Here is a 23,876-nt window from a genome sequence, read left to right on the forward strand (position 1 = left end):
GGTCATGTGCACATCAAGAAAAACACACTTATGGCAACGCTCATCAGTAGCATAATATTCACCCTAGAACATTTACAATACGACTGAGTTGGCATGGCATTGATATTTGGCATGGCATTGTTATTTTGTTTTGTGCGTATCAAATATGGACTTATCACAGCCACATTGATGCACATCATTAATAATGGTGTAGCAATGGCATTTTATTTGGCAACCAATCCATAGTTTTTAATAAAGTGATAACTCCATCTGCATAAATATATTTTTGAAGTAGCATTGATATCATCTAAATTTATACGCTCCAATCCATACAAATAACCCAAAAATCATCAGGTAAATAGCTCTGACTGATTGGCTCATGACACAATGGATATTGCCAATCGTATTAATAATCATAGCAACTTAGCAATAATAAAGAACAAATTAATGATAAAATATACTCATTTAACCCCAAAATACCCCATCAACCCCTGTTCAATACTCTCAAACTTTGACAAATGACCTCCAAGCCATTTCTTAATGGTTGCACAAGTTTACTCGCTCAGGCATAGCCTTCGCCTTGCACTTCGAGCAAATGCCCCCAGACATTTGCTTATCCTCACTCAGGGTTTAACTCAGGTGAATAAGGTGGTGATGGTAAGATGATAGGGTTTAAGGTTAAATTAGCATAGAATAATAAAGATATTTCATAGGTGGCGATTTTTTGTATTATAATAAAGATTTGAATACTGGGGTGTATGAATTTTTGTATTTGCCATTAAAAATAAGAAGAAAAAAACAGATTTATCCATTTTTAATACAAAAGCAAATAAGTTATTTCTAACACGTTTTTGACCGCATAAAGAACGCCGTCAAGGTTTGGTACAACCCAATCATTTAAAATTCACACCTTGCCACCACGCCCCAATCAGAGTATAATTGCCCATTTACTTATTTTGTAGTCCACGCATGATAACGCACAACCTTCTGCATTTTTTAAACAGTCTTTCTGATTTGTCCATTTTATATGTGTTGGCAAGTTTGGTGATTGCAGTTTTGACGTGGGTGGAGTCAGCTTGGATTCGCCACAACGGTGGCAAGTTGCCTGAAAGTCCAACCTTTGCTATCGTCAGCATTTTGACATCGTCATGGTTCATCATCTCGGGCGTGGCGTTGTACTTTTTGGAATTTAAAGGGAGTCTCATCAGCGTGCCTGTGGTCTATGGTGTGTATTCGCTGTTGAGCTGGTTTCAGGGCATGCGTCTTATGGGCGATGATTTGCCAGACGACCCCAAAGACATCGTCCTACCTGCCAAATACCTGACCTATACGCAGTCGTTCGCCCTTGTGTTTGGGCTGTTTTGTGTGGCGATGTTGGCACGTCCCTACACCGATTTGTCTTTTTTGTAATTTTTACAAAATAAATTCCTTTTTTGTCAAAAGTTTGTTATACTTGTTTGACAGTATTTATGGCTTTGCAGTCAGTTTTTGCAAAACTCGTTAGTTGCGTTATCACCATTTGGTGCGTTAGAACAATCTTTGAACATGGTTTATTGTATTGGAAATGGACGCTTGTCATGCTTTTTGCACGTTTTGACAACATAAATATGTTACGGCATTTTGCCATTTTTCAATTCACACAGGAAATCTCCCATGTCAAACAAAGTTACTGGTACCGTTAAGTGGTTCAACGACTCTAAAGGTTTTGGTTTTATCGCTCAAGACGCTGGCGGTCAAGACGTTTTTGCTCATTATAGTGCCATTACAGGTACTGGCTTTAAAACGCTAAAAGAGGGTCAAAAAGTTGCCTTCATTCTAAGTGAAGGCAAAAAAGGCCCACAAGCCGAAGAGATTGAAAGCATCTAATTTCAATAACTTGATGTGTAAAGCACTCATTTTGGGTGCTTTTTTATTTATTAAACAATAATATCTGATTGATGGCAGATTAAGTTTGAAAGATGATAGGGATATTTAGCTATTGTTAAGTAGATGGTCCAATGATGAGTAAATCTCACTCAATGGCTTGAAATTTGATAAATAAAATCAAGGACTTATTCTACGTAAGTCCTTGATTTTATTTTAAGTGGTAGGCCCAGCAGGACTTGAACCTGCGACCAAAGGATTATGAGTACGCCACAAATCATATCATTTAGGTTACGCCACTATCATTTATTTATTATTTATGTAAATAAAATCAATAACTTAATTACATATTGGCAAAAATAGTATCACTTAGCTTATGGCAATTTACATCATATTTGGTTATTATATGGTTATTATTTTTGGAGCAGCCTATGAAAACCAAACTTACCACCGCCAAAATTGACAAGCTAGAACCAACCGAAAAACAATACCTTGTTTGGGACGAAAAATACACAGGGCTTGGCGTGCTTGTGTCGCCAAAGGGTGCAAAATCATTTGTCTATCAGGGACGTGTGGGTGGCAAACAAAAACGTATCACGCTTGGCAAATACCCCCTAATGAGCTATCAAGATGCCATAGACAAAGCAAGCGAGATTAGCAAGCAGATGACCGCAGGTATTGACCCAAGCCGTCAAAAAGCCGAGCAACTTGCCAAAAACGCTGAATTTGAACAAATCAAAACCAAAAACAGCATTACCTTTGGGCAAGCCTTTACCGATTATTTTAACACAAAAAAGGGCGATTGGTCAGAAAACTACATAAAAGACCACATCAATAGTGCTAAGCCCTATATGTCAGATAAACCCTACAAAGACGGCTGTTTAGCGTATATTTGGCACACGCCCTTATCTGAGCTTACGCCCGACCTGGTAGAACGATGGATAAGACACGAGAACCAGACCCGCAAAACACGTATGGCAATCGCCTACCGCATTTACCGTGCATTTGTAAATTGGGCGAACGAGCGAGAAACTTATAAAGACATTATCCCTACCAAATCCGCCACCGCCAAAATCGTCTCAAATGCGGTAGCGAAGACAGGTAGGCACAAACACAGCCTACAACGCTCACAATTGCCCCTATGGTTTAAAACGCTTGAACAAATCCACCCTACACACGCCACCGTGTTAATTTGTATGTTATTAAATGGCTCACGCCCCAACGAAATGCTATCACTAAAATGGGAAAATGTGGATTTTGACTGGAAAACAATAACCATTATTGATAAAGTAGACCAATGGGAACGCACAATTCCACTGACGCCCTACACCGAATATCTTATCAAGCAAATGCCCAAACATAGCGATTATATTTTTGCTACTGATAAAAATGATGGCCATACCGAGCTTGGCAAAACTTACCGTACCGCCATTTTGGACGCAGGACTACCCCGCCTGCCCCCAAAAGCAATGAGAAAGTCTTTTAGCAATCTATCCGAGTGGGTGGGCGTACCGCACGGCGTGGTTAAGCAGATAATGGGACACCGACCATCTGCTACAGATGAAAAACACTACAAAGACCGCCCCATTGACCTTTTAAGACATTGGCACATCATTATTGAGCAGTTTATTTTGAGCGAAGCGGGCGTGGACATGTCGGTAGTTTAAACACAATCTAGATAATTAACCAAGACAGGCAGGATAAATGTGGGAAATGGTGGGAACAACTGGGGCAAGTTAGGATAGGATTTGAAGTGATATTGCATAATGTGCAATGAAAAAGGCTTTGATGATTTTGAGTGTCAAACTTGAATTTATCAAAGCCTTTTTGTTTTTGATGGGATTTAGGCGGACTGGGCAAAAAGGTCAGGCTGGGAGCGGTCTTGGTATTGTTTTCGCATACGGGCTAGGATTTCGTAAATGTAAGGTAAAGACAGATTAAACTTCTGTACCAGCTCAAAATGATTGTTGCCGTTGAACGCTTCCCAATATCTCTGTAATTTTTACCATCAAAATAGTCTTTTAATTCTTTAAATGTCATGTTCGTTTTTCAATTCGTAAAAGTTCGTATATTAGAACATATTGTTTGGGAATTTGTCAAGGTCTTGTGTTTTAATATACAAACAAATGGGAGTTAATATGCAAACAATCGCTGATAGAATCAGACAACAAATGACTGAGCATGATATATCACAAGCTGATATACATAGAGCTACAGGTGCAGGCAAGGCGACGATATCAAGTTGGCTTGATGGCAAAACAGAGCCGTCCAGTAAATATATTGCAAGTCTTGCTGACGCATTAAAGTGCAATATGGAATGGCTTGTCGTGGGCAAGAACAACACCCATGCTATTGACAAAACCAAGCAAGCTATTGGAAATATCAGACCAGCTATGACAAAGTCACGAAAAGAAGTACGTTACGCTCCTTTACTTGCTCGTGTGCCAGCAGGCGAGTTTAAAAACACAGGCGATTTGACCCATGATACTTATATCTCTTATGACCAAGAAAGAGCCAGTGATGATTGCTACTGGCTTGAGGTATATGGTGACAGCATGGAACCTGATTTTAATAAAGGTGATTTGATATTAGTAGACGCAGGCAGACAGGCAAGGGCAGGCGATTATGTGGTGGCAAATTTAGATGATGGCGACTCGACGTTTAAACGCTATAAGGCTTGTCATGATGATAATGATGGCGACTATGTACAGCTTATTGCCCTAAATAGTTTTTACACCCCAATTGATAGCCGAAAAGTGCAATTTCATGTGGCAGGCGTGGTGATTGAACATCGCCGAACATTAAAGTGACTTAATTTAGGTAATAGCTTAAAAAAGATAAATGACGAAAACTAATGGTTTGATTTTTATGGAGTAACAATGAATAAAGAGCCCGCTTATACTTTTACCGTTGATTTGGCAGCAGTTGAGCATCTAGGACTGAATTTATATAGCAATACTGCAGCTGCACTGACAGAACTTATTGCAAACGCTTGGGATGCAGATGCCACTGAAGTCAGAATCACAATTAATGATGATCAAACCCAGATAACCATTGCAGATGATGGGCATGGCATGTCTGTAGATGACCTAAACAATAAGTTTCTAAAAGTAGCATATAAAAGACGTACTGAACAAGCAAAAAGCCCAAATGGGCGACCTGTAATGGGAAGAAAAGGAATTGGTAAGCTTGCCTTATTTTCAATAGCTAAACATATTGTCATTACATCCAAACAAGAAGGGCAAGATAGTCATGCTCTATCCATTGATATTAATAAATTAAAAGAGTGTATCGCATCTAGCACGCCTTATCACCCATCGGAAGAAATGGCAGGTGATAATGCAGGACTAACTCATGGCACCACTTTTGTCTTGACCGAATTGTTAAGTAGCCGTGTCAATCAATCTATCTCAGCAATGAAGAAACGTATTGCAAGACGCTTCTCGGTTATTGGAGGGCAGGATAAATTTGATGTTTATGTTAATGATGAAAAAATCAGTCACTTAGACCGAGATGATTATCGCAATTTGCAGTTTGTTTGGCGGCTACCCAATAGCAAACAACATACATTCTTGGAGGAAACCCAGAAATTTGACTTTCCAACAAATCAACATACCTATGAAAATAAAAATTACTCATTTTCTGGGTGGATTGGTACAGCATATAAACCTAAAGACTTAGATAGTAGTGACATGGGTAATATTAATGGTATATCCATTTTATCTCGCGGACGCATCTTTCAAGAAAACATTTTAGATAAAATCTCTGAGAATCGTTTAATTAAAAGCTACATCACCGGTGTTGTTCAGGCTGATTTTTTGGACGATGACGATGACGATGATTTGGCAACCAGTGACCGTCAGCGTGTCCGCGAGGATGACCCACGTTATATGGCATTGGTAGAATTTATTAAGTCTCTCATCAATCAGATGTTTAGTATATGGAGCAAAGAGAGAAAAAAATATGATGTTCAAGAATCAGTTAAACGCTATCCCCTTCTAAATGATTGGATTCAAGAATTGCCAGAGGCTCATAGAAAGCAAGCTGAGGAATTATTATCAACAGTTTCTCATCTCAGTATTAATAGCGATAAAGAGGATGACAGAAAAGAGCTGTTTAGAAGCACGGTATTGGCATTTGAACGCTTAAAACTAGAAGGTAGCGTGCATGAGTTTAATACTGCCATCAACTCAAGTCCTGCTGAACTGATTAAGATATTCAGTAGTTATGATTCTTATGAAATTTCTCTTTATCATAATGTGGTAAAATCAAGACTCAATACCATTAATTTGATTCAAGATAAAATTAAAGAAAATGACTACGAGAACAGCATCCGTGATTTTATTCATGAACATCTATGGCTAATTGATCCGACTTGGGAGAGGGTTTCCACAACAGCATATAAAGAAACAAGTGTACATCGAATGTTTAAAGAACATCCAGATATCAAAGACTTGCTATCAGAGGATGAAAGACGTGGGAGGCTAGATTTGACTTATAGAACTCTGGGTGGTGAACATATCATCATTGAGCTAAAAAGACCCAAGTTGAGCTACAAACTGGAAATATTCAAACTCTTGGAGCAGGGTTCGAAATATCGAGACGCACTATTTAAATGCTTAAATCAAACGGATCCTAATTTTACTGATAAAGATAGAATATCTGTGATATTTTTGATTGGTGAAAGATTTGATCGTAGTCAAAAGGAGGTTGAAGACATATTTAATGGGATTAAAGGCAGGGTATCCACTTATGATGAAATGCTCACAAAAGCCAAGGCTGCCTATGCTGACTTTTTAGAATCAACCAAAGAGCTTGATAAAATCAAGAATCTAATTGAATCTTTAAGCTAAGCCCTACAACTTCACCTAGTCGAACAGGCACGGCATTTCCTATCATTTTAGATATGGACGTCTTATTGATATTCTCAGCAAACTTATAATCATCAGGAAAGGTTTGGAATATGGCTGCCTCCCTTAAAGAAATCGCTCTATCCTGCTCAGGATGTCCAAAACGACCATTGCCATACCCTGTGCACAAGGTTGTCATGGTTGGTGCAGGCTGATCCCAAGACATACGACCATAAACATTCCCATATGTCTTTCCAGATGTTTTTTTATGACAATCAGCAATCAGCTCCTCAGGCCAGTCTCGCCAAGTACCACCCTGCCTAGATGCCTTAATTCTTTGCATATTTAAATCACTAAGTTTAGCACTAAAATGCAAAGGATCAGTAATACAAGTCTCGCCAGCTTCTATGGCTGATAGATGCGAAATAGCATCTTTCACTGTTACGGGGATTTGATGAGTGGGTGGGATAAGACTGACTTCACCGATACGACTTGCCAATAAGACATGACGCTTGCGACGCTGTGGTATGCCATATTTGACACACTCTACTGTTTGAGCTGATACCATATAACCTAATGATTTCAATCCAGAAACGAAATCATGATAAACTTGATGTTTGATGACACTGGGGACATTTTCCATAGTTACCAATTCAGGTAAGACATCCCTAATTAATCGAGAAAAATGGTGTAATAAGGGGTATTTTTCATCCACCGTAGTATCACGACCATTGTTATAAGTTGAAAAAGGCTGGCATGGCGCACATCCAGCTAATAAGCGAACAGCACCCCGTGAATACCAACTATTTATCTCGTCAGCTGTTACATCTTTAACATCTTTATGAACGAAGGTTGCATTGTTATTGTACTCATAGCCAAAGCGACAAGCGGACTCTATGTCATAACCTGCCTTTACCTTTATACCTGATTTTAATAGTCCTGCTGTCAGGCCACCAACACCACAGAACAAATCTACTGCCTCTATTTGCATATCATCACTTCAAAAAATCAATAGGTATATATAATACTACTTTTTACCTAAAAAAACCGAGTTTTTTAACTGTGCAAACAAAATGTTTGAAGAGCCGTCCGCAAGGGCGGTTTTTTATTGGGAAAATATTTTATCATAAAAAATTCTAATATACGAACAATTATACTTGATTTTTTTGTTTGAATATGCGAACATATACGCAAACCCAAACAGGAAACCCTTATGACTCAATCTCACCAAGTCACTAAAGTTGATTTTTTCTTAAAAATCTTTGTTGTCATCACGCTTGCTCTGCTCCCCGTGGCGTGTACTAAGGGTTTAGAGCGTCAAGCTCGCGCTGATTATCAAAAATGCCTATCATGGCAAGCAGATGGCTACGACATCCGCTGTGATAATAGCAAATGGCAATAAACCCTATATTCGCAAGGAGAAACCCATGCTTATGCCTCAAACTGTTAAAGAGTACCGCCAAGCCCAAAACGCCAAAGAGTTAAGCGATTGTCGCCGTCTGACAACAAAACTACTTTCCACCAATCCGCAGGGTCTCACTCTGCCAGTTATACAGACAACCGTTGGTATGTCCGCCAAAACTGCCAAGCGTATACTGGCAGGCGTGGCAGACGAAAAAGACGGCAAGTTTTATCTCAACAAAAGACACTGACAACCCATTTTTCAAACCCCTTAGGAGCAAACATGAATACTTATTTTTTTAACCGTGATGATGGCTCAGCAGTCAAAGCCAATAGCTCGGGCAGAATGACCGCCCATGAGTTCTACCCCGCCAAAATCACACAGGCATACTGGGGCGTATCCCACCATTGAAACAGACATCAATATCAGCGACCTAAAAAAGTCAAACAAGCGTGGGCATGAATTATTAAGATATGCTTATGATGTATTGCAGTATGACGGCATTAAGCTACTACACACCGCCATACACGCTGGTGTATCACACGTTAATCACATCATGGCAAGCAGTATGCTAGGTTACAAGCCTGCCACTTTGAGAAATTGGCACAGCCAAAGCAATGGACCTATCCAAACACGCATGATTAACGGTAAGCCCTTTTGGGCGGTTAAAGACATCAGGCAATTGTTAGGCGAGTAAAAAAATTAGCCCAAGTTTATGCTTGGGCTTTTTATTTGAACGTTGGTTATTATTTGGTTATTATTTTATTTTTGGTTATTTTTAAACACAAAAAAATCAAGGTTCTAATCTCTTAAAGCCTTGATTTTACTTATTTTAATTTGGTAGGCCCAGCAGGACTTGAACCTGCGACCAAAGGATTATGAGTCCTCTGCTCTAACCAACTGAGCTATGAGCCCTTAAAAATACTTAATAAACACAACAACTTACTAAGCAGTCTCATTGTACAATATCTGCAAAACTATTGCAAATCTTTTTTGATGAGCATGTAACAAACTATTTTAAGATCTTGCAATACATTGCTAGCCGCCACAATAGGTCGCTATTATACACCATGACAAACAAAAATCAAAGAAGCAAACTCACAAAATTTCATTGGGCTATTTCTTGAAACCCGTCATTTTTTTGTAGCGAATGGTGGATTTTTCATATTTCTGACTGTGAACAAAAAGATCCAAACCATACGATTTGGATCTTTTAAAATTTGGAGCGGGAAACGAGATTCGAACTCGCGACCCCAACCTTGGCAAGGTTGTGCTCTACCAACTGAGCTATTCCCGCTAACTAGCAGAATTAGGTTATTTCTGCTTATGGGTGCTTATTATACAAGATTATCGGCATATGTCAAGCGTTTTTTAAAAAAATATATGATGACTGGCGCAAAAATTATAGACTCCGTATACTTTTTGATGCTCCACTTAATGGCGCAAAAAAAGAAATGTGCTAGATTTTAAATTGACCTGCATTTTATAAAAAAGCTGATGTATAGCACATGAAATGGCTTAGATAAATTAACTTCTTGTAGACATGCATGATGAGATACATCAAGTGGATCTCTATCAAAGCAGACAATAGCAATAAGAGCATATTACCGCCAAACATCGGACAAACTTTGATGGTTAACATCGGCTTAACCATACAATTTTGTGGTATAATAAACGATCAACTTTATTATTAGACGAGGTTTTTATGAGAAAATTACTGCTAGGTGCATTGGCAAGCACCATGATTTTGACAGGTTGTGCTACAACCGCTACAGATAGCACAACAGCTGTTGGTACCGCCACAAATGTAGGCATGAATATCTTTAAGACAGCCGTAGACACCCAATGTCGTAGCGAATTAAACAATAACAACCTATACAAAACTGCATCGCTCATCATGACAGATGCCCAAAAAACCTCCCTAGAAAACAAGGTGTGTGGCTGTGTCAGCGAAAAAGCACCACAAAGCATTACATTGGTGGAATTGGGGCAGGTAGCAATCGATCCAAGCTCACGCACTCAGATTGTTGGTGGCGCAGTAACCAAAACTCTAAATGCGTGCGTAAGTGAAGCTGTGGGCAAAATCTAAGGGATTTTGTGATACCAAACACCATTGGCAACAATGGTGTTTTTGTTTGTTCAAAACTTGACCGTGCTAACACCATCACTACCAGCATTGAGCATGATGGTGGCAGATTGATTAGCAAAAATGCCATTGCATACCACGCCCACGATATTATTAAGAGTGCTTTCAAGATCATGAGGATTTGTGACGTCTAAATCATATGTATCCAAAATCACATTACCATAATCTGTAACAAAACCCTCACGATACACAGGTTCCCCACCAAGCTTAACAAGTTCACGTGCAACATAAGAACGTGCTTGAGGCAGTACCTCTATCGCCACAGGGAATTTACCAAGCTTGGAGACAACTTTTGAGTCATCAACCATACAAATAAACTGCTTGGAGGCAGCCGCAACGATTTTTTCACGTGTCAAAGCACCACCACCACCCTTAATCATATTGCCGCCACCATCAATCTCATCAGCGCCATCAATATACAAATCAAGCGTACCAACATTATTTAAATCAAAAATTTCAATGCCTAAAGCACGAAGTCTATCCTCGCTCGCCTTTGAACTAGATACCGCTCCTTTTAGGCGGACTTGCGGCAACAATTCAATTAGACAGTTTACTGTACTGCCTGTACCCACGCCCAAGATGATGCCATCTTCGATATAAGCGAGAGCAGCTTTGGCAGCGGCTTGTTTTTGGAGAAGTTTGGGGTCGGTAGTCATGATGTTCTCACAAATATAAAATGTTGGTGCTAATTTTACGTTAAATTAACAAAAAAATAAACCTTTGTAAATTGATGAGTTTGCAATACGATGCAGAAATTTGCATTTGAGAAATTACATGAGAATACGAGCATTGTTTTGACAATGATGACACAGGGTAAATCTAGGTGCAGGCACCCAGTAACCACCATCCATACCCAGAGTTTATGCCCATCAAAGGCAATATGTCATCTTTGAAAAAAAATCATCATTTGCCTGTTTTTTTATAAAATCATGAAACAAACCACAAGATTTGCTCAACTTAAATTAAACAACAAAGAAATGACAACGACTCATGACGATTGTTTTACATTCTTTGGATTGTGGCAGGTAAAAAGGTAAAAAAACAACCGCCCAATCGGGGACGGCTGTTTTTCAAAAAGAAAATTAGTTTTTCTCTTTGTCGATGATTTTGCTGGCACTAATCCAAGGCATCATCGCACGAAGTTTCGCACCAGTTTTCTCAATTTCATGCTCGGCAGTTTGACGGCGACGGGCAGTCATTGAAGGATAGTTTAGCTGACCCTCATTGATAAACATCTTGGCGTATTCGCCTGATTGGATACGCTTCAACGCATTACGCATGGCTTCACGAGATTTATCGTTGATGACTTCTAGACCAGTGACATACTCGCCATACTCAGCGTTGTTAGAGATTGAGTAGTTCATGTCAGCGATACCGCCTTGATACATCAAATCTACGATGAGTTTTAGCTCATGCAAGCACTCAAAGTATGCCATTTCTGGGGCATAGCCTGCTTCGACTAGGGTTTCAAACCCCATTTTAACCAGCTCAACCGCACCACCACAAAGAACTGCTTGTTCGCCAAATAGGTCAGTTTCAGTTTCATCTTTGAAAGTAGTTTCGATGATACCAGAGCGACCACCGCCCACGCCTGAAGCGTAAGATAGGGCAACTTGTTTGGCTTGACCAGATGCGTCTTGATATACGGCGATAAGGTCAGGGATACCGCCACCGTTCACAAACTCTGAACGCACAGTATGACCAGGGGCTTTTGGAGCTACCATAATCACATCAAGGTCAGCTCTTGGCACAACTTGGTTGTAGTGAATGGCAAAGCCATGAGCAAAAGCAAGGGTCGCACCTTGTTTGATGTTTGGCTCGATGACATTGGTGTAAAGTTGTTTTTGGAACTCATCAGGGGTCAAAATCATCACAAGGTCAGCACCTTTGACCGCGTCCGCAGTTTCGGCAACTTTAAGACCTGCGTTTTCGGCTTTTTTCCAAGAGGCAGAGCCTTCACGCAAGCCCACAGTAACATCAACGCCAGAATCTTTTAGGTTCAAGGCATGAGCATGACCTTGTGAACCGTAACCGATGATGGCAACTTTTTTGCCTTGAATGATAGACAAATCACAATCTTTGTCATAATACACATTTAAACTCATAAGGGTTTCCTTAAAATAATGCCCATAGATAAATATCAGGGGCGGGGTTGAATTAAATTTCACCATTGATTCTTTTTAGATAATTATTGACTTTTTTATCAAAAGAATAAATGGTATCATTATCAATAATATGATAAGCAATCAACAAACAATCCATAAAATCCATTGAAGTTTCTTTAAAAATAGTTAAGGCTTTTATGGTTACTGGATTATTTTCACTTTCAATGATATTATTTTCAAATAATATTAACAATTTATCAGCAATGCGTAAACGGTCAATGTGATAAACACTTTGCAGTACATGTATGACTTCATAAGTGATTGCATTTAAACACATTACTTGATGATTATCAATAACATCTTTGGCTTTTTGACTTAATGTTTCGTGATCTTGTAATAAAAACCTAAGCACGATGTTTGTATCAATCAATACCATATTTTGCCTTAATTGCCATTTCTACCGCTTGGTCTTCTAGGGGGATTAATGCAGGATTGGCAAATTCGGCAAGCCCGCCTGCGTAATCGGATTTTTTAATTGGTTTTGACGCAAATTGATGTAAGGGCGTTAAATGCACCTGTTCGCCTCGCACAACAAGCTGTACTTTTTGCTCATTTTGAATATAAGTCTGCACCGCAAGTGGTAGACTTGCCAATTCTACAATCATTTGCAATCTCTTTATATAATATCAACAAGTTACTAATGAAAACCACTTAACAATCGGTCAAAAATTGCTTGTGGTTCGGTATTATTTTTTTGACAAAATTCCAATAACCAATACGCATCTTGCCCTGCTACTTTAAAATCTAGGCTGATAGTTTGGGTTATCATTTTTTACCCCTTAAATGAGCCAAGTTTAACAACTAATAAAAACCAAAACTTCTCTTATTGTATTACACTTCACACCAATGAAAAATTTCTTTGATTCTTTCACTTGGGTTTAGTGCATTTGCCGAACGGTCAAGTAATGACCCAGTACCACTACCATCATAATCATCCGCATAATAAGCAAATAACAAAATACCATTCTCTTTACGATTGCCAAATATGCCGTCTTTATCGCATTCTTTTAAAGTATTAATAACACAAATCTCAAACTCGTGGCGGATTTGATTATAAATCTCATAATCGTCCACACCCATTGTCATACTGCTAACCGCTTGATGAAGTCCTACACCATCAAGCGGTGAATCATAAAGTTCACAACGCCCAGACCATACCGCATCCAATATGCTTTGATTGTCATTGCAATTAGCAAAATCCTCTTTGGTAATGGCAAAATTCGCCACTGCATAATAATCATCAACAAATTGAACATAAAAAGCCAACAGCGTTTTGCCATCATTTTTTATTTGCTCATTGATAGCCATAAAATCTTGACAAATGCTCTGCTTGGTCAAAGTCGGAATGGGCGAATTTTTAAACATTGCGATTTTCCTAACTTACAAAGAAAGCGTCCGCTCGCCCCTTGCAATGCCAATCACGCCAGAGCGTACCACTTCTAGGATTTTATCTCGTCCGATGACTTCAATAAAGCCGTCAAGCTTACCTGCGTCCCCTGTGATAAGAATGGTATAGAGGTTGGGACTAACATCCACGATTTGAGCACGGAAAATATCGGCAATGCGATAGACCTCCTCACGATACGCTCCTGTGGCTCGCACCTTGATGAGCATGAGTTCACGCTCGATTTGGTTGCCGTTTGAGACCTCAGATAGGTTTTGGACTTTGACCACGTCGATAAGTTTATGGAGCTGTTTGGTGATTTGTTCAATCTTATCAGCGGTGGTAATCGTGGTCAAGGTCAAGCGAGACAATGTTGGGTCTTCGGTTGCTGCCACATTGAGCGTGTCAATGTTATAACCACGCTGAGAGAACAGTCCCACCACACGAGACAGCGAACCCGCTTCGTTTTCCATAAGAACAGAAATCAGATGTTTTTGTACTTGTGCCATTAGGTACGCTCCCCTTTTGATAACCACATATCACGCATGGACTGCCCCGCCACTTGCATCGGATAGACATGCTCCGCCTTGTCCACATAGACATCAATGAATACCAAACCGTCCATTTCTAGGGCTTCTTTGAGTTCTTGCTCCATGGTGGCAGGATTGGTGATTTTGACGCCTTTATGCCCATAACTTTCTGCCAATTTGACAAAATCAGGCAACGATTTCATATAACTTTGAGCATGACGACCTTCGTACAGCATGTCCTGCCATTGTTTGACCATGCCAAGCTGGGCGTTGTTTAAATTCAAAATCTTCACAGGCAAATTATATTGCAAACAAGTGGACAGTTCTTGGATATTCATCTGAATAGACCCCTCGCCTGTGATACACACCACCGTCCGCTCAGGGTAAGCCAGTTTTGCTGCCATCGCATAAGGCAGACCCACACCCATCGTACCTAGACCGCCAGAGTTTAGCCATTGGCGAGGTTCATCATATTTGTAATACAACGCCGCAAACATTTGGTGCTGACCGACATCAGAGGTGATAATCGCCTTGCCGTCCGTGAGCTTATAAAGCGTCTCCACCACTCGTTGTGGCATAATGGCGTGAATCTCTGCATCCGTGTCATTGCCATAACGCAAGCCATGACGTTTACGCCATTCATTGATTTGTGCCCACCAGTCATTTAGGGCGTGTTCGTCTAGGCGTTTATCGCTTGATTTGATGATGTTTACCATTTCGGTCAAAACAGGTTTGACATCACCCACAATCGGAATGTGAGCGGTAATGGTTTTTGAAATGCTGGTTGGGTCAATGTCAATGTGGATAATGGTCGCATTGGGGCAGAATTTTTTGACGTTGTTGGTAACACGGTCGTCAAATCTTGCTCCCACCGCTAGGATAACATCGGCATGGTGCATGGTCATGTTAGCCTCATAAGTGCCGTGCATACCAAGCATGCCCACAAACTGCTCGCTTGTCGCAGGGTACGCCCCAAGCCCCATGAGTGTGTTGGTTACGGGTAATTTTAATAAATTGGCAAGCTCACGCAGTTCATCGGACGCACCGCCTTGCACCACGCCACCGCCTGAGTAAAGTACGGGACGTTTGGCGGATAGAAGCACTTCAACCGCTTTTTTGATTTGACCGCCATGTCCACGAGAAGTGGGCTGATAGGAACGAATGCTGACTTCGCTTGGCATAAAATAGTCAAATTTGTCAGCAGGATTGGTCATGTCCTTAGGAATGTCAATCACCACAGGGCCGGGTCTGCCAGAGCTTGCGATATAAAAGGCTTTTTTGACAATGGTAGGAATGTCTTTGGGGTCTCTGACCACAAAGCTATGCTTGACGATGGGGCGAGAGATACCCACCATGTCGCACTCTTGGAAAGCATCATCGCCAATCAGCGTGCTGGGTACTTGTCCTGCCAGTACCACCATCGGAATACTATCCATAAAGGCAGTGGCAATGGCGGTTACGGTGTTGGTTACGCCTGGTCCTGAGGTTGCCAGCACCACGCCTGTACGCCCTGTTACACGGCTATAAGCATCCGCCATGTGTCCTGCGGCTTGTTCGTGGCGGACGAGGACGTGTTCGATTTTATCTTGTTTAAATAGAGCGTCATAAATGTGTAGCACCGCTCCGCCAGGGTAGCCAAAAATATGGGTAACACCCTCATCAACAAGGGCTTGCACCAAAAGCTCACCACCACTCATGGCGACCGTCTCGCCACGTGCTAAGCGTTCTTGGTTATTGTGGAATGTTTCGTACGTCATGGTGAATCCTTTTTATCCTTAGGGACAAATGACCAAAAAGACGTGGCTAATACAAAAGTCAATGACAAAAGCGATGAAGTGAACAAATGTACGCAAAGAATGCCAATCATGGCTAAAGAAAGGAAAATTTTCTCGTCTTGCGAACCGATAAGTCCAAAGCAATGTTAAACAAAATATCCAACAAACGGTAATTTATCAGTTTTTGATTAACAAACGCAACTTTTGATAAATAGCTACGCCGACTTGTTATAACTAATTTTTATAAGCAATACAAATAATAACGAAATTAGTTATTAAAAAAATAATTCCGCTTATATTACCCTAAAATTTCCCATTTGCCAATATTTTTTTGAAAAATCGTGTATTTTTTTTAAAATTCTAAAAAAACAATTCAAAAAGCGACAAATACCGCATTTATTTACCTAATCGGTCTTGATTTTATCGTCATTTTGTTGCAATATTATCGGAAAATTTTTCTTATGATTTTGCAATCCGAACTTTAAGGATTTATCCATGAAATTTCAGACACTAACCGCCCTTGTGATTGCCACCGCTGCCATGACAGCTCATGCTGCTAGCACTACTGTTTACAAAAGCGTTGGCAAACATGGCGAGGTGCGTTACAGCCAAATGCAACCCAAAGATACCAGCAATTTTCAAGTGCTAGAAATGCGTAGCGATGGTCGCACTACCGACTTAGGGCAAATGGGTGCACCAGCAGCTGAACAAGCTCCAACGCCTAGCCCTGAAGCACAAGAAAACGCCAACCTCAAAAAAGAAAATGAAGCCCTTAAACAACAAGAGCTTGCTAGTCGTTGCCAGTCTCTACGTAGCAACCTTGCCAATCTTTCTATCGGCGGTCGCATCTTTGAGACCAACGCACAAGGCGAAAAAGTCTATCTTAATGACCAAGAAATTAGTTCACGTCGCCAACGTCATGAGCAAATGATTTCTCAGTATTGTAGCGGTGTATAACCCACCCTTCAAGCACAGCCTAGCACCACGTGTTAGGCTTTTTTAGTTAAAGTCAATACCTACACATCAAACACTCACAAAAAAACCACACAAACTTAGTGTCATCAGCCTAAGCTTGTGTGGTTTTGATTTAATTTATCGTAAAAACGCTCTGGCGTTGCGGAATAGTCTCATCCACGCACCATCCTTGTCCCACTCTTTGGGTTTCCAAGAATGGTTAATGGCTCGTAGCGTACGCTCTGGGTGTGGCATCATCAGCGTAACACGACCGTCATTACTGCAAATACCTGTAATACCCTGCGGCGAGCCATTGGGGTTTAGTGGATAATGCTCCGTAGGCACTCCTTGCGAATCCACATAACGTAGGGCGATTTGACCACTATTTTCTAGCTCAAAAATTGCTTTATCGCTGAGGTTGGCAAAGCCCTCGCCATGTGCGACCGCAATCGGCAAAATACTATCTTGCATGCCTTTTAGAAGGACAGATTTGGTGCGTTCTACACGAACATTGACGGTGCGAGCTTCAAATCTTGCCGAAACGTTGGTACTAAAACGTGGAAAATGCTCTGCTCCCACCATCAAGTCTTTGAGCTGACTCATCATTTGACAGCCGTTACACACACCAAGTGCAAAAGTCTCAGGGCGATGGAAGAAGCGAGCAAACATCATTGATAACTCATCATGATGTAAAATGCTGTTCGCCCAGCCTGAACCTGCCCCTAACACATCGCCATAACTAAATCCACCACAAGCGACAAGTCCATCCATATCACGCAGATTGACACGCCCACTCATCAGGTCGCTCATGTGTACATCAATGGCATCAAAGCCTGCCTTTTTAAAGCCTGCCGCCATTTCAAGATGTCCGTTTACGCCTTGTTCACGCAGTATTGCTACCTTAGGTTGAGTGGTACGGCTATTGACATAAGGAGCTTCTACTGCTTGATTTAGGTCGTAATTTGCCTGTGCGATAAGTCCATGATGATGAATATCATCAATTAAGGCAAATTCTTGGTCGGCACATACTGGGTTGTCACGCAAGCGAGCAATGGCATGGCTGACCTTTGTCCATGTCATTTGTAAATCGCTACGCATAAATTCAAAATCATCATTTGGTGTTTGAATGCTCAAAATATCTTGATCTGCCCCGCCTGCTGGGGTTTCAAACACTTGACCAATCTCACTTAGCATGTCAGACACGCCCATTCGCTCTGCCAAATCTGTAAATTCTAGCACATACTCTGGCAAAACTTGCACCACTGCACCAAGCTCTTCGGCGAATAACTGACCCACTAGATTTTCATCATCTAACGATAAGTTAATCGCCACACGAGCGGTAAATTGCATTTCAGCAACGGTTGCAATCAAGCCACCATCAGAGATGTCATGATAGGCACTAATTAGCCCTTGATTGTTTGCAGTTTGTACGAATTCAAAGAAGCGTTTTAGGTCATCGGCACTATCCACATCAGGACATTCATTACCTAGCTGACTTAGTGTCTGAGCCAAGATAGAACCACCAAGACGGAACTTACCTTTTGATAAATCAAGGCGATATAGGCGACTATCGGTGTTGATGAGTTCAGGAGTAAGGGTCTTATTAATGTCTTGCACAGGAGCAAATCCTGTGATGATAAGACTCATGGGCGACACCACCGCCTTATCGCCATTATCTTGCCAACCTGCACGCATTGAAAGACTGTCTTTACCCACAGGAATGGCAATCCCAAGTGCAGGGCAAAGCTCCTCGCCCACCGCCATCACGCCATCATATAAGGCAACATCTTCTACATCGCTGCCACACGCCGCCATCCAGTTGGCAGAGAGTGTGATGTCAGAGATCTTAGCGATGTTGGCACTTGCCAGATTGGTTACTGCCTCGCCCACCGCCAATCGTGCTGAGGCTTTTGGGCTAATAAGTGCCACAGGTGAACGCTCACCCATCGCCATCGCCTCGCCAGTATCGGCATTCAACCCTGTCATGGTTACCGCACAATCTGCCACAGGCACTTGATAACGCCCCACATATTGCTCACGCACTACCATACCTGTGATGGAACGGTCGCCAATGCTGATGAGGAAAGATTTGCTTGCCACCGTTGGGTGTCGTAGCACATCTTTAACCGCCGATGAAATATCCACATCGCTCAAATCCAACGCGGTCAGCTGGCTGTTTTTGCGGATAACAGACCGCTTCATTCTGGGTGTTCCGCCCAGTAGAACCTGCATGGGAATATCCACAGGCTGTTCGGGCAATAGCTCGTCATTGACTTTTAATTGACGCACGTCTGTTGCCACGCCAAGTACCGCATAGGGGCAACGCTCACGTTGGCAAATTTCATCAAACACCGCTTCGTCTTTTGGATTAATGGCAAGCACATAACGCTCTTGGGCTTCGTTTGACCAAATTGCCATCGGCGACATGCCTTGCTCCAATGATGGCACTTTACGCAGTTCAAGCACCGCCCCAAGCTCATGGTCATTGACAAGCTCTGGCATGGCATTTGATAGCCCACCTGCCCCCACATCGTGAATGGAGACGATGGGGTTATGCTCTGCCCCCATCGCCCAGCAAGTATCAATCACTTCTTGGCAACGGCGTTCCATCTCGGCGTTATCACGCTGTACGCTAGCAAAATCAAGACCCTCATCAAGACTGCCACTGTCCACCGAGCTTGCCGCACCTCCCCCAAGCCCAATTTGCATGGCAGGTCCACCCAGTACAATCAGCAAATCGCCTTGACGAATGGGGTTTTTCTCAACCAAATCTCGCTTGATATTACCATAACCCCCTGCAATCATAATCGGCTTATGATAGCCACGCATTTGCGAGCCATCTTTGGCAATGCTGGTATCAAGCTGAAAACTTCTAAAATACCCTGTCAAATTTGGTCGTCCAAATTCATTGCTAAACGCCGCACTGCCAAGCGGTGCATGCGTCATGATTTCAAGGGCTGATGCCATACGCTCAGGCTTGCCATAAGTTAGGCTATCCTCTTCCCATTTTTCAGGCATGTTGGGTAGATGCAGATGCGAGACGCTAAACCCTGCCAAACCAGCTTTTGGCTTACCGCCACGCCCTGTCGCCCCCTCATCACGAATCTCCCCGCCTGAACCTGTTGCTGCCCCTGCAAATGGAGCGATGGCGGTGGGGTGATTGTGTGTTTCTACTTTCATCAAGATATCAACAGGCTCTTCATGAAAATCATATTCATGCAATGCTTCTGCATTCTTATTCACATAAAAACGCTGTGCCGTAAAGCCCTCCATGACCGCTGCGTTATCCTTATAGGCAGATAAAATACCCTCAGGCGAGGTCTCATAGGTGTTTTTAATCATTTTAAATAATGACTTGTCTTGCACCTTACCATCAATCATCCACTCGGAATTAAAAATCTTATGACGACAATGCTCGCTGTTAGCTTGAGCGAACATCATCAGCTCTACATCGGTGGGATTTCTCGCCAAAATATTAAAATGCTTAACCAGATAATCCATGTCCTCGCTAGAGAGTGCAAAGCCAAACTCTTTATTGGCACGCACCAATGCTTCACGCCCCCGTCCCATCACATCGATGTGATTTAGGCTTTGTGGTTTTTCATCATGAAATAACGCCTTTACCGCTGATAAGTCATAACTTAAACTTTGGGTCATGCGGTCATGCAAAATCTGCTCTGCCGCCACTGGCAATTTAGACGGCAAATCCTGCTCGCCTGTCAGCGTAAACAGCACCACTCGCTCCACACGCTGTATGTCGATACCGCAGTTATTAAAAATATCAGTCGCTTTGGAAGCCCATGGACTAATCGTACCAAAACGAGGCGACACCACCACTTGACGCTCGCCCACACTGGGTTTATTTTCCTCAAACTGCTCGCCACCATTTAATAGACTAAGTGCCTTTTTATGGTCATCGGCATTTAGATAACTTGGAAAAACATAAATCTGCTGTGATTTAATGGCATGAATACCCAAATTGGTTTTGGTATTTAGTTCCCTAATTAGTGCCTCAGTCTGAAACTGGGTCAAAAATGGCTTTCCAGCGATGGTCATCATGATAAAATTCCCCAAAGTTTGGTTGGATTACAAACAATCAATAATCTTACCATTTTAACAGATTTTGGGTAAATTTGCGAAAAATCGCTGTGCCATTTTGTCAAAATTTACCAAAAAATCCATTTTTGATGGCACAGAGATGATGAATAACAAACATCAAAGATTATGTTAAATAAATTACCAACCATAAGCCAAACTTAAATACCATAAAATACACCCAACCTAAAAATCCATCAAAATTTTGGCTTTTTGTGTAAAAAATGCTAGAATAAAGAAATTTTATCCATATGATGCGTTATGACCACCAAAAACCCCAGTTCATCTGCCCCCTGGTATAAAAACTACATGCTGACTGTGTTTGTCATTGGCTTGCCACTTGCGGTGGTGGTTGCGTGTGTGTTTTTTGTGATATACGCCATCAAAGTCAAGGATTCAACCGTGCGTGATGACTGGTACATGGACGGCAAAAGCCTCTATCAAGATGCCTCAAAAGATCAGCTTGCTCATGATTTGGGGTTGTCAGGCGTGATGAGATTTGATGGCTCACCCCAAGATTATCAAATCAGTTTTGAGCTAAAATCTGCCCTACCCATCATTTATCCTGCCACGCTGACTGCAAATATATCGCACGCCACCGACAAAAACAAAGACAGGGATTTGACCCTAACACACACCACAGACAATCTCTACACAGGCACAGTTTCCCTTGATGGCTTGCCTGCAAAATACTATTTTAACATCATCGGCGATGACCCCGATAAAGGCACATGGCGACTGACCCAAAACCAAAAAATGCCCGCCAAAAACGTCATTTTTCTACCCCTAAAAGCCTTTGATGATACCAACCAAACCCTGCCTGACCAACGCCATAAGCGAAGCCAGCCAAACCTTAGTCAGTCCCAATAAATAAATTGGGACTAAGCTGTTACTGATTTTCGTTAGGGTTTGGCACTTCATTGACATTCTCATCATCAGCCACTTTTGTGCCAAGCCTATTCATGCGTCTGTCCATCAGCTGACGAGCCAGTGCCTGCATGTCATCAACACGGTCAATCTCATCAACGATTTCAAGCCCCAAAAGTGTCTCTAACACATCTTCTAGGCTGACAATTCCCTTAACCTCGCCAAACTCCCCCACCACAAGGGCGATGTGAAACCGCTCTTTTAGCATCAAATCCAGCACATCAAACAGCTTCATTTTAGCAAATACAAACGTAATTTCACGCTTAAATGCCTTGATAGGCATATGGATTTCACGATTAGCTTTGGCGATGAGCAAATCTGTTTTTAGCACAAATCCTGTGGCATTATCCAAATCCTCATCAAAAATTGGAAAGCGTGAAAATGGCAGTTTGGCGTGCGTGGCAAACACATCGCCCACCGTCATATTTTCATCAAACGCCACCATGACAGAACGTGGCGTTACGATACTCTCCACATGAATCATGCTAAGAGCCAGTGAATTTTTAATGATGCGTGTTTCGAGCTCACTCATCTGTCCCAAGCTCTCTCCTTGATTGGCAAGAGCGATGAACTCACTACGGTTGAAGTCTGATTCGTGATTACCCTTTGTCATCAGACGAGAAATGCGTTCGGCGAACCACACCATCGGAAACAGCAAAATGTTAATACCCTTGACGTAATATGCCACAGGCACGCTAAACTTTCGCCAATAGGTCGTACCAAGTGTCTTAGGAATGATTTCTGTGCCAATTAAAATAACCACCGTCATTACCGCCGAAAACACCCCAAACCAAGCGCTGCCAAACACCACTGTCGCCTGAGCTCCTGCCCCCAACGAACCTAAGGTGTGAGCGACTGTATTTAGGGTTAGGATAGATGAGATGGATTTTTCAATGTTATGAACCTTAATATCCTCTAAAAGCTCGGCGGTTTTGGGGTTGTCTTCCTTGATACTCTCAATGTAACTGGGGGTCATGGTCAGTAGCGTCGCCTCAGAAATCGAACAAATAAACGACGCCACCAGCGACAGCGACACATAAAAAATCAGCAAAGCCACATTGGTGCTACTCGCCTGCCCGCCCTCACCCACAGAAGCAAAAACAACAACTGGCAACAACAAAAATAATAACAAATAAAATCGAGGCTTAGACCAAGAAGTAGACATATAGGATATAAAAATTTGAAAAACCCAAATATTAAGCCAAAACCATCATAACTGCAAGTGTTTTTACTTCAAAAGTACAATCCTGTCAGAGTAATTTATCCAAATTGATTAAATTTAGCCATAACGTGAGGGGGTTTGTATGTGTTTTGGGCGTGTGGAACGTTTATATTCACCATTAAAAATAATCAAAATATTTCCAAATTATTGCTAATCCGTCAATAATGTTATAAATGTTCGGCACGCCCTGATAAAATTGACAAAAATATCTTGGTTTTGTGGTATGATATGCGTTATTTTTCATTTTAGAAATTGGAGAGGTTATGCTACTTTCTGCACTTGCAACATCTGCCCCCGCCCAACCTAATGCTTTTTTGCAGATTTTGCCAATGGTGGCGATTTTTGCCATTTTTTATTTTTTAATCATTCGTCCCCAATCAAAACGTGCCAAAGAACACCGTACAATGGTCGATAACCTCACTGCGGACAATGAAGTGGTATTTGCTGGCGGTCTTGTTGGTCGCATCAAAAAAATCGAAGGCGACTACGCTGTCATCGCCCTTGACAAAAACACCGATGTCAAGATTCAGCGTGCCTCTGTCATCAGCGTACTGCCCAAAGGCACCATCGATAACATCTAATCC

The 23,876-nt window shown here is 41.7% G+C and carries 25 protein-coding genes, 2 tRNA genes and 1 pseudogene; 14 read left to right on the top strand and 14 right to left on the bottom strand.

The genetic code is table 11. The features are described from left to right. Positions 1-93 precede the first annotated feature (93 nt). The 4 genes from Q4B79_RS03605 (at position 94) to Q4B79_RS03620 (ending at position 3,509) form a co-directional block, all read left to right on the top strand. Positions 94-225: a hypothetical protein gene (locus Q4B79_RS03605; protein WP_303085066.1), complete on the top strand. Its 132-nt coding sequence runs from the start codon at positions 94-96 to the stop codon at positions 223-225. A gap of 723 nt (positions 226-948) precedes the next feature. Next, complete coding sequence (locus tag Q4B79_RS03610) at positions 949-1,389, top strand: hypothetical protein (protein WP_303085067.1); 441 nt, start codon at positions 949-951, stop codon at positions 1,387-1,389. A 243-nt stretch (positions 1,390-1,632) separates the two neighbouring features. Then, positions 1,633-1,845 (top strand): cold-shock protein, encoded by a 213-nt coding sequence (locus Q4B79_RS03615; protein WP_303085068.1) that lies wholly within the window; start codon positions 1,633-1,635, stop codon positions 1,843-1,845. 428 nt (positions 1,846-2,273) lie between these two features. Beyond that, positions 2,274-3,509 carry an integrase arm-type DNA-binding domain-containing protein gene (locus Q4B79_RS03620; protein WP_303085069.1) on the top strand — a complete coding sequence of 412 codons (1,236 nt, stop codon included), beginning with the start codon at positions 2,274-2,276 and terminating at the stop codon, positions 3,507-3,509. A 176-nt stretch (positions 3,510-3,685) separates the two neighbouring features. Here the strand turns inward: Q4B79_RS03620 and Q4B79_RS09635 are convergent. Continuing rightward, positions 3,686-3,820, bottom strand: a pseudogene (locus tag Q4B79_RS09635) (Mor transcription activator family protein); the annotation flags it as partial. Positions 3,821-3,980: 160 nt separating this feature from the next. On the opposite strand from Q4B79_RS09635, the gene Q4B79_RS03625 reads away from it, so the two are divergent. Together Q4B79_RS03625 and Q4B79_RS03630 are read left to right on the top strand one after the other, a co-directional pair. After that, positions 3,981-4,652, top strand: a complete 672-nt coding sequence (locus Q4B79_RS03625; protein ID WP_303085070.1) for a LexA family transcriptional regulator — start codon at positions 3,981-3,983, stop codon at positions 4,650-4,652. Positions 4,653-4,721: 69 nt separating this feature from the next. Next, positions 4,722-6,695, top strand: a complete 1,974-nt coding sequence (locus Q4B79_RS03630; protein WP_303085071.1) for an ATP-binding protein — start codon at positions 4,722-4,724, stop codon at positions 6,693-6,695. Here Q4B79_RS03630 and Q4B79_RS03635 read toward each other — a convergent pair. Then, on the bottom strand, positions 6,667-7,683 hold the full coding sequence (locus tag Q4B79_RS03635) for a DNA cytosine methyltransferase (RefSeq protein WP_303085072.1): 1,017 nt from the start codon (positions 7,681-7,683) through the stop codon (positions 6,667-6,669). The two genes, Q4B79_RS03630 and Q4B79_RS03635, sit on opposite strands and share 29 nt — an antisense overlap. Positions 7,684-7,905: 222 nt before the next feature. Here Q4B79_RS03635 and Q4B79_RS03640 point away from each other — a divergent pair, with 222 nt between their 5' ends. From Q4B79_RS03640 to Q4B79_RS03655, 4 genes are read left to right on the top strand one after another with little or no spacing between them, the layout of a single operon-like run. Continuing rightward, positions 7,906-8,094 carry a hypothetical protein gene (locus Q4B79_RS03640; RefSeq protein ID WP_303085073.1) on the top strand — a complete coding sequence of 63 codons (189 nt, stop codon included), beginning with the start codon at positions 7,906-7,908 and terminating at the stop codon, positions 8,092-8,094. Between the two features lie 25 nt (positions 8,095-8,119). Continuing rightward, positions 8,120-8,344 (top strand): hypothetical protein, encoded by a 225-nt coding sequence (locus Q4B79_RS03645; RefSeq protein WP_303085074.1) that lies wholly within the window; start codon positions 8,120-8,122, stop codon positions 8,342-8,344. A gap of 32 nt (positions 8,345-8,376) precedes the next feature. Continuing rightward, positions 8,377-8,505: a hypothetical protein gene (locus Q4B79_RS03650; RefSeq protein WP_303085075.1), complete on the top strand. Its 129-nt coding sequence runs from the start codon at positions 8,377-8,379 to the stop codon at positions 8,503-8,505. Next, complete coding sequence (locus Q4B79_RS03655; protein WP_303085076.1) at positions 8,450-8,791, top strand: hypothetical protein; 342 nt, start codon at positions 8,450-8,452, stop codon at positions 8,789-8,791. Before Q4B79_RS03650 ends, Q4B79_RS03655 begins: the two co-directional genes overlap by 56 nt. Before the next feature lie 141 nt (positions 8,792-8,932). Here Q4B79_RS03655 and Q4B79_RS03660 read toward each other — a convergent pair. Then, positions 8,933-9,009: transfer RNA gene (locus Q4B79_RS03660), tRNA-Ile, on the bottom strand. A 306-nt stretch (positions 9,010-9,315) separates the two neighbouring features. Then, positions 9,316-9,391: transfer RNA gene (locus Q4B79_RS03665), tRNA-Gly, on the bottom strand. A gap of 408 nt (positions 9,392-9,799) precedes the next feature. Between Q4B79_RS03665 and Q4B79_RS03670 the strand changes: the two genes are divergently transcribed. Then, the gene (locus tag Q4B79_RS03670) at positions 9,800-10,183 is read left to right on the top strand and encodes a hypothetical protein (protein WP_303085077.1); all 384 of its coding nucleotides are present in this window, start codon (positions 9,800-9,802) and stop codon (positions 10,181-10,183) included. Between the two features lie 50 nt (positions 10,184-10,233). Here the strand turns inward: Q4B79_RS03670 and rpiA are convergent, their stop codons facing one another. From rpiA to Q4B79_RS03710, 8 genes are all read right to left on the bottom strand, one after another. Beyond that, positions 10,234-10,896: a ribose-5-phosphate isomerase RpiA gene (gene rpiA, locus Q4B79_RS03675; protein ID WP_303085078.1), complete on the bottom strand. Its 663-nt coding sequence runs from the start codon at positions 10,894-10,896 to the stop codon at positions 10,234-10,236. 426 nt (positions 10,897-11,322) lie between these two features. Then, positions 11,323-12,345 carry a ketol-acid reductoisomerase gene (ilvC, locus tag Q4B79_RS03680; protein ID WP_303085079.1) on the bottom strand — a complete coding sequence of 341 codons (1,023 nt, stop codon included), beginning with the start codon at positions 12,343-12,345 and terminating at the stop codon, positions 11,323-11,325. A gap of 52 nt (positions 12,346-12,397) precedes the next feature. Beyond that, positions 12,398-12,781, bottom strand: a complete 384-nt coding sequence (locus Q4B79_RS03685) for a PIN domain-containing protein (protein WP_303085080.1) — start codon at positions 12,779-12,781, stop codon at positions 12,398-12,400. After that, on the bottom strand, positions 12,768-13,010 hold the full coding sequence (locus Q4B79_RS03690; RefSeq protein WP_303085081.1) for a hypothetical protein: 243 nt from the start codon (positions 13,008-13,010) through the stop codon (positions 12,768-12,770). The genes Q4B79_RS03685 and Q4B79_RS03690 overlap by 14 nt, the downstream gene beginning before the upstream one ends. Positions 13,011-13,042: 32 nt before the next feature. Then, positions 13,043-13,174, bottom strand: coding sequence for a hypothetical protein (locus Q4B79_RS03695; RefSeq protein WP_303085082.1), 132 nt, complete (start codon positions 13,172-13,174; stop codon positions 13,043-13,045). A 62-nt stretch (positions 13,175-13,236) separates the two neighbouring features. After that, positions 13,237-13,770: a hypothetical protein gene (locus Q4B79_RS03700; protein WP_303085083.1), complete on the bottom strand. Its 534-nt coding sequence runs from the start codon at positions 13,768-13,770 to the stop codon at positions 13,237-13,239. A 15-nt stretch (positions 13,771-13,785) separates the two neighbouring features. Further along, positions 13,786-14,298, bottom strand: coding sequence for an acetolactate synthase small subunit (ilvN, locus tag Q4B79_RS03705; protein WP_303085084.1), 513 nt, complete (start codon positions 14,296-14,298; stop codon positions 13,786-13,788). Further along, positions 14,298-16,016, bottom strand: coding sequence for an acetolactate synthase 3 large subunit (locus Q4B79_RS03710; RefSeq protein WP_303085159.1), 1,719 nt, complete (start codon positions 16,014-16,016; stop codon positions 14,298-14,300). The genes ilvN and Q4B79_RS03710 overlap by 1 nt, the downstream gene beginning before the upstream one ends. A gap of 573 nt (positions 16,017-16,589) precedes the next feature. Here Q4B79_RS03710 and Q4B79_RS03715 point away from each other — a divergent pair. Next, positions 16,590-17,051 (top strand): DUF4124 domain-containing protein, encoded by a 462-nt coding sequence (locus Q4B79_RS03715; RefSeq protein WP_303085085.1) that lies wholly within the window; start codon positions 16,590-16,592, stop codon positions 17,049-17,051. 135 nt (positions 17,052-17,186) lie between these two features. Here Q4B79_RS03715 and purL read toward each other — a convergent pair whose 3' ends face one another. Further along, the gene (gene purL / locus Q4B79_RS03720) at positions 17,187-21,107 is read right to left on the bottom strand and encodes a phosphoribosylformylglycinamidine synthase (RefSeq protein WP_303085086.1); all 3,921 of its coding nucleotides are present in this window, start codon (positions 21,105-21,107) and stop codon (positions 17,187-17,189) included. A 297-nt stretch (positions 21,108-21,404) separates the two neighbouring features. Between purL and Q4B79_RS03725 the strand changes: the two genes are divergently transcribed. Further along, positions 21,405-22,013, top strand: a complete 609-nt coding sequence (locus Q4B79_RS03725; RefSeq protein ID WP_303085087.1) for a FixH family protein — start codon at positions 21,405-21,407, stop codon at positions 22,011-22,013. A gap of 19 nt (positions 22,014-22,032) precedes the next feature. On the opposite strand, the gene Q4B79_RS03730 is transcribed toward Q4B79_RS03725, so the two are convergent. Next, the gene (locus Q4B79_RS03730; RefSeq protein ID WP_303085088.1) at positions 22,033-23,235 is read right to left on the bottom strand and encodes a CNNM domain-containing protein; all 1,203 of its coding nucleotides are present in this window, start codon (positions 23,233-23,235) and stop codon (positions 22,033-22,035) included. Between the two features lie 320 nt (positions 23,236-23,555). Here Q4B79_RS03730 and yajC point away from each other — a divergent pair, with 320 nt between their 5' ends. Next, the gene (yajC, locus tag Q4B79_RS03735) at positions 23,556-23,873 is read left to right on the top strand and encodes a preprotein translocase subunit YajC (RefSeq protein WP_303085089.1); all 318 of its coding nucleotides are present in this window, start codon (positions 23,556-23,558) and stop codon (positions 23,871-23,873) included. Positions 23,874-23,876: the final 3 nt, after the last annotated feature.

Source organism: Moraxella sp. (assembly GCF_030525845.1).
In the GTDB taxonomy this organism is placed as follows: Bacteria; Pseudomonadota; Gammaproteobacteria; order Pseudomonadales; family Moraxellaceae; genus Moraxella.

Bases quoted from the DNA above. Each gene is read 5' to 3' on its own strand.
- Q4B79_RS03605 (WP_303085066.1), top strand. From the start codon at position 94: ATGGCATTGATATTTGGCATGGCATTGTTATTTTGTTTTGTGCGTATC.
- Q4B79_RS03610 (WP_303085067.1), top strand. From the start codon at position 949: ATGATAACGCACAACCTTCTGCATTTTTTAAACAGTCTTTCTGATTTG.
- Q4B79_RS03615 (WP_303085068.1), top strand. From the start codon at position 1,633: ATGTCAAACAAAGTTACTGGTACCGTTAAGTGGTTCAACGACTCTAAA.
- Q4B79_RS03620 (WP_303085069.1), top strand. From the start codon at position 2,274: ATGAAAACCAAACTTACCACCGCCAAAATTGACAAGCTAGAACCAACC.
- Q4B79_RS03625 (WP_303085070.1), top strand. From the start codon at position 3,981: ATGCAAACAATCGCTGATAGAATCAGACAACAAATGACTGAGCATGAT.
- Q4B79_RS03630 (WP_303085071.1), top strand. From the start codon at position 4,722: ATGAATAAAGAGCCCGCTTATACTTTTACCGTTGATTTGGCAGCAGTT.
- Q4B79_RS03635 (WP_303085072.1), bottom strand. From the start codon at position 7,683: ATGCAAATAGAGGCAGTAGATTTGTTCTGTGGTGTTGGTGGCCTGACA.
- Q4B79_RS03640 (WP_303085073.1), top strand. From the start codon at position 7,906: ATGACTCAATCTCACCAAGTCACTAAAGTTGATTTTTTCTTAAAAATC.
- Q4B79_RS03645 (WP_303085074.1), top strand. From the start codon at position 8,120: ATGCTTATGCCTCAAACTGTTAAAGAGTACCGCCAAGCCCAAAACGCC.
- Q4B79_RS03650 (WP_303085075.1), top strand. From the start codon at position 8,377: ATGAATACTTATTTTTTTAACCGTGATGATGGCTCAGCAGTCAAAGCC.
- Q4B79_RS03655 (WP_303085076.1), top strand. From the start codon at position 8,450: ATGAGTTCTACCCCGCCAAAATCACACAGGCATACTGGGGCGTATCCC.
- Q4B79_RS03670 (WP_303085077.1), top strand. From the start codon at position 9,800: ATGAGAAAATTACTGCTAGGTGCATTGGCAAGCACCATGATTTTGACA.
- rpiA (WP_303085078.1), bottom strand. From the start codon at position 10,896: ATGACTACCGACCCCAAACTTCTCCAAAAACAAGCCGCTGCCAAAGCT.
- ilvC (WP_303085079.1), bottom strand. From the start codon at position 12,345: ATGAGTTTAAATGTGTATTATGACAAAGATTGTGATTTGTCTATCATT.
- Q4B79_RS03685 (WP_303085080.1), bottom strand. From the start codon at position 12,781: ATGGTATTGATTGATACAAACATCGTGCTTAGGTTTTTATTACAAGAT.
- Q4B79_RS03690 (WP_303085081.1), bottom strand. From the start codon at position 13,010: ATGATTGTAGAATTGGCAAGTCTACCACTTGCGGTGCAGACTTATATT.
- Q4B79_RS03695 (WP_303085082.1), bottom strand. From the start codon at position 13,174: ATGATAACCCAAACTATCAGCCTAGATTTTAAAGTAGCAGGGCAAGAT.
- Q4B79_RS03700 (WP_303085083.1), bottom strand. From the start codon at position 13,770: ATGTTTAAAAATTCGCCCATTCCGACTTTGACCAAGCAGAGCATTTGT.
- ilvN (WP_303085084.1), bottom strand. From the start codon at position 14,298: ATGGCACAAGTACAAAAACATCTGATTTCTGTTCTTATGGAAAACGAA.
- Q4B79_RS03710 (WP_303085159.1), bottom strand. From the start codon at position 16,016: ATGAGTGGTGGTGAGCTTTTGGTGCAAGCCCTTGTTGATGAGGGTGTT.
- Q4B79_RS03715 (WP_303085085.1), top strand. From the start codon at position 16,590: ATGAAATTTCAGACACTAACCGCCCTTGTGATTGCCACCGCTGCCATG.
- purL (WP_303085086.1), bottom strand. From the start codon at position 21,107: ATGATGACCATCGCTGGAAAGCCATTTTTGACCCAGTTTCAGACTGAG.
- Q4B79_RS03725 (WP_303085087.1), top strand. From the start codon at position 21,405: ATGACCACCAAAAACCCCAGTTCATCTGCCCCCTGGTATAAAAACTAC.
- Q4B79_RS03730 (WP_303085088.1), bottom strand. From the start codon at position 23,235: ATGTCTACTTCTTGGTCTAAGCCTCGATTTTATTTGTTATTATTTTTG.
- yajC (WP_303085089.1), top strand. From the start codon at position 23,556: ATGCTACTTTCTGCACTTGCAACATCTGCCCCCGCCCAACCTAATGCT.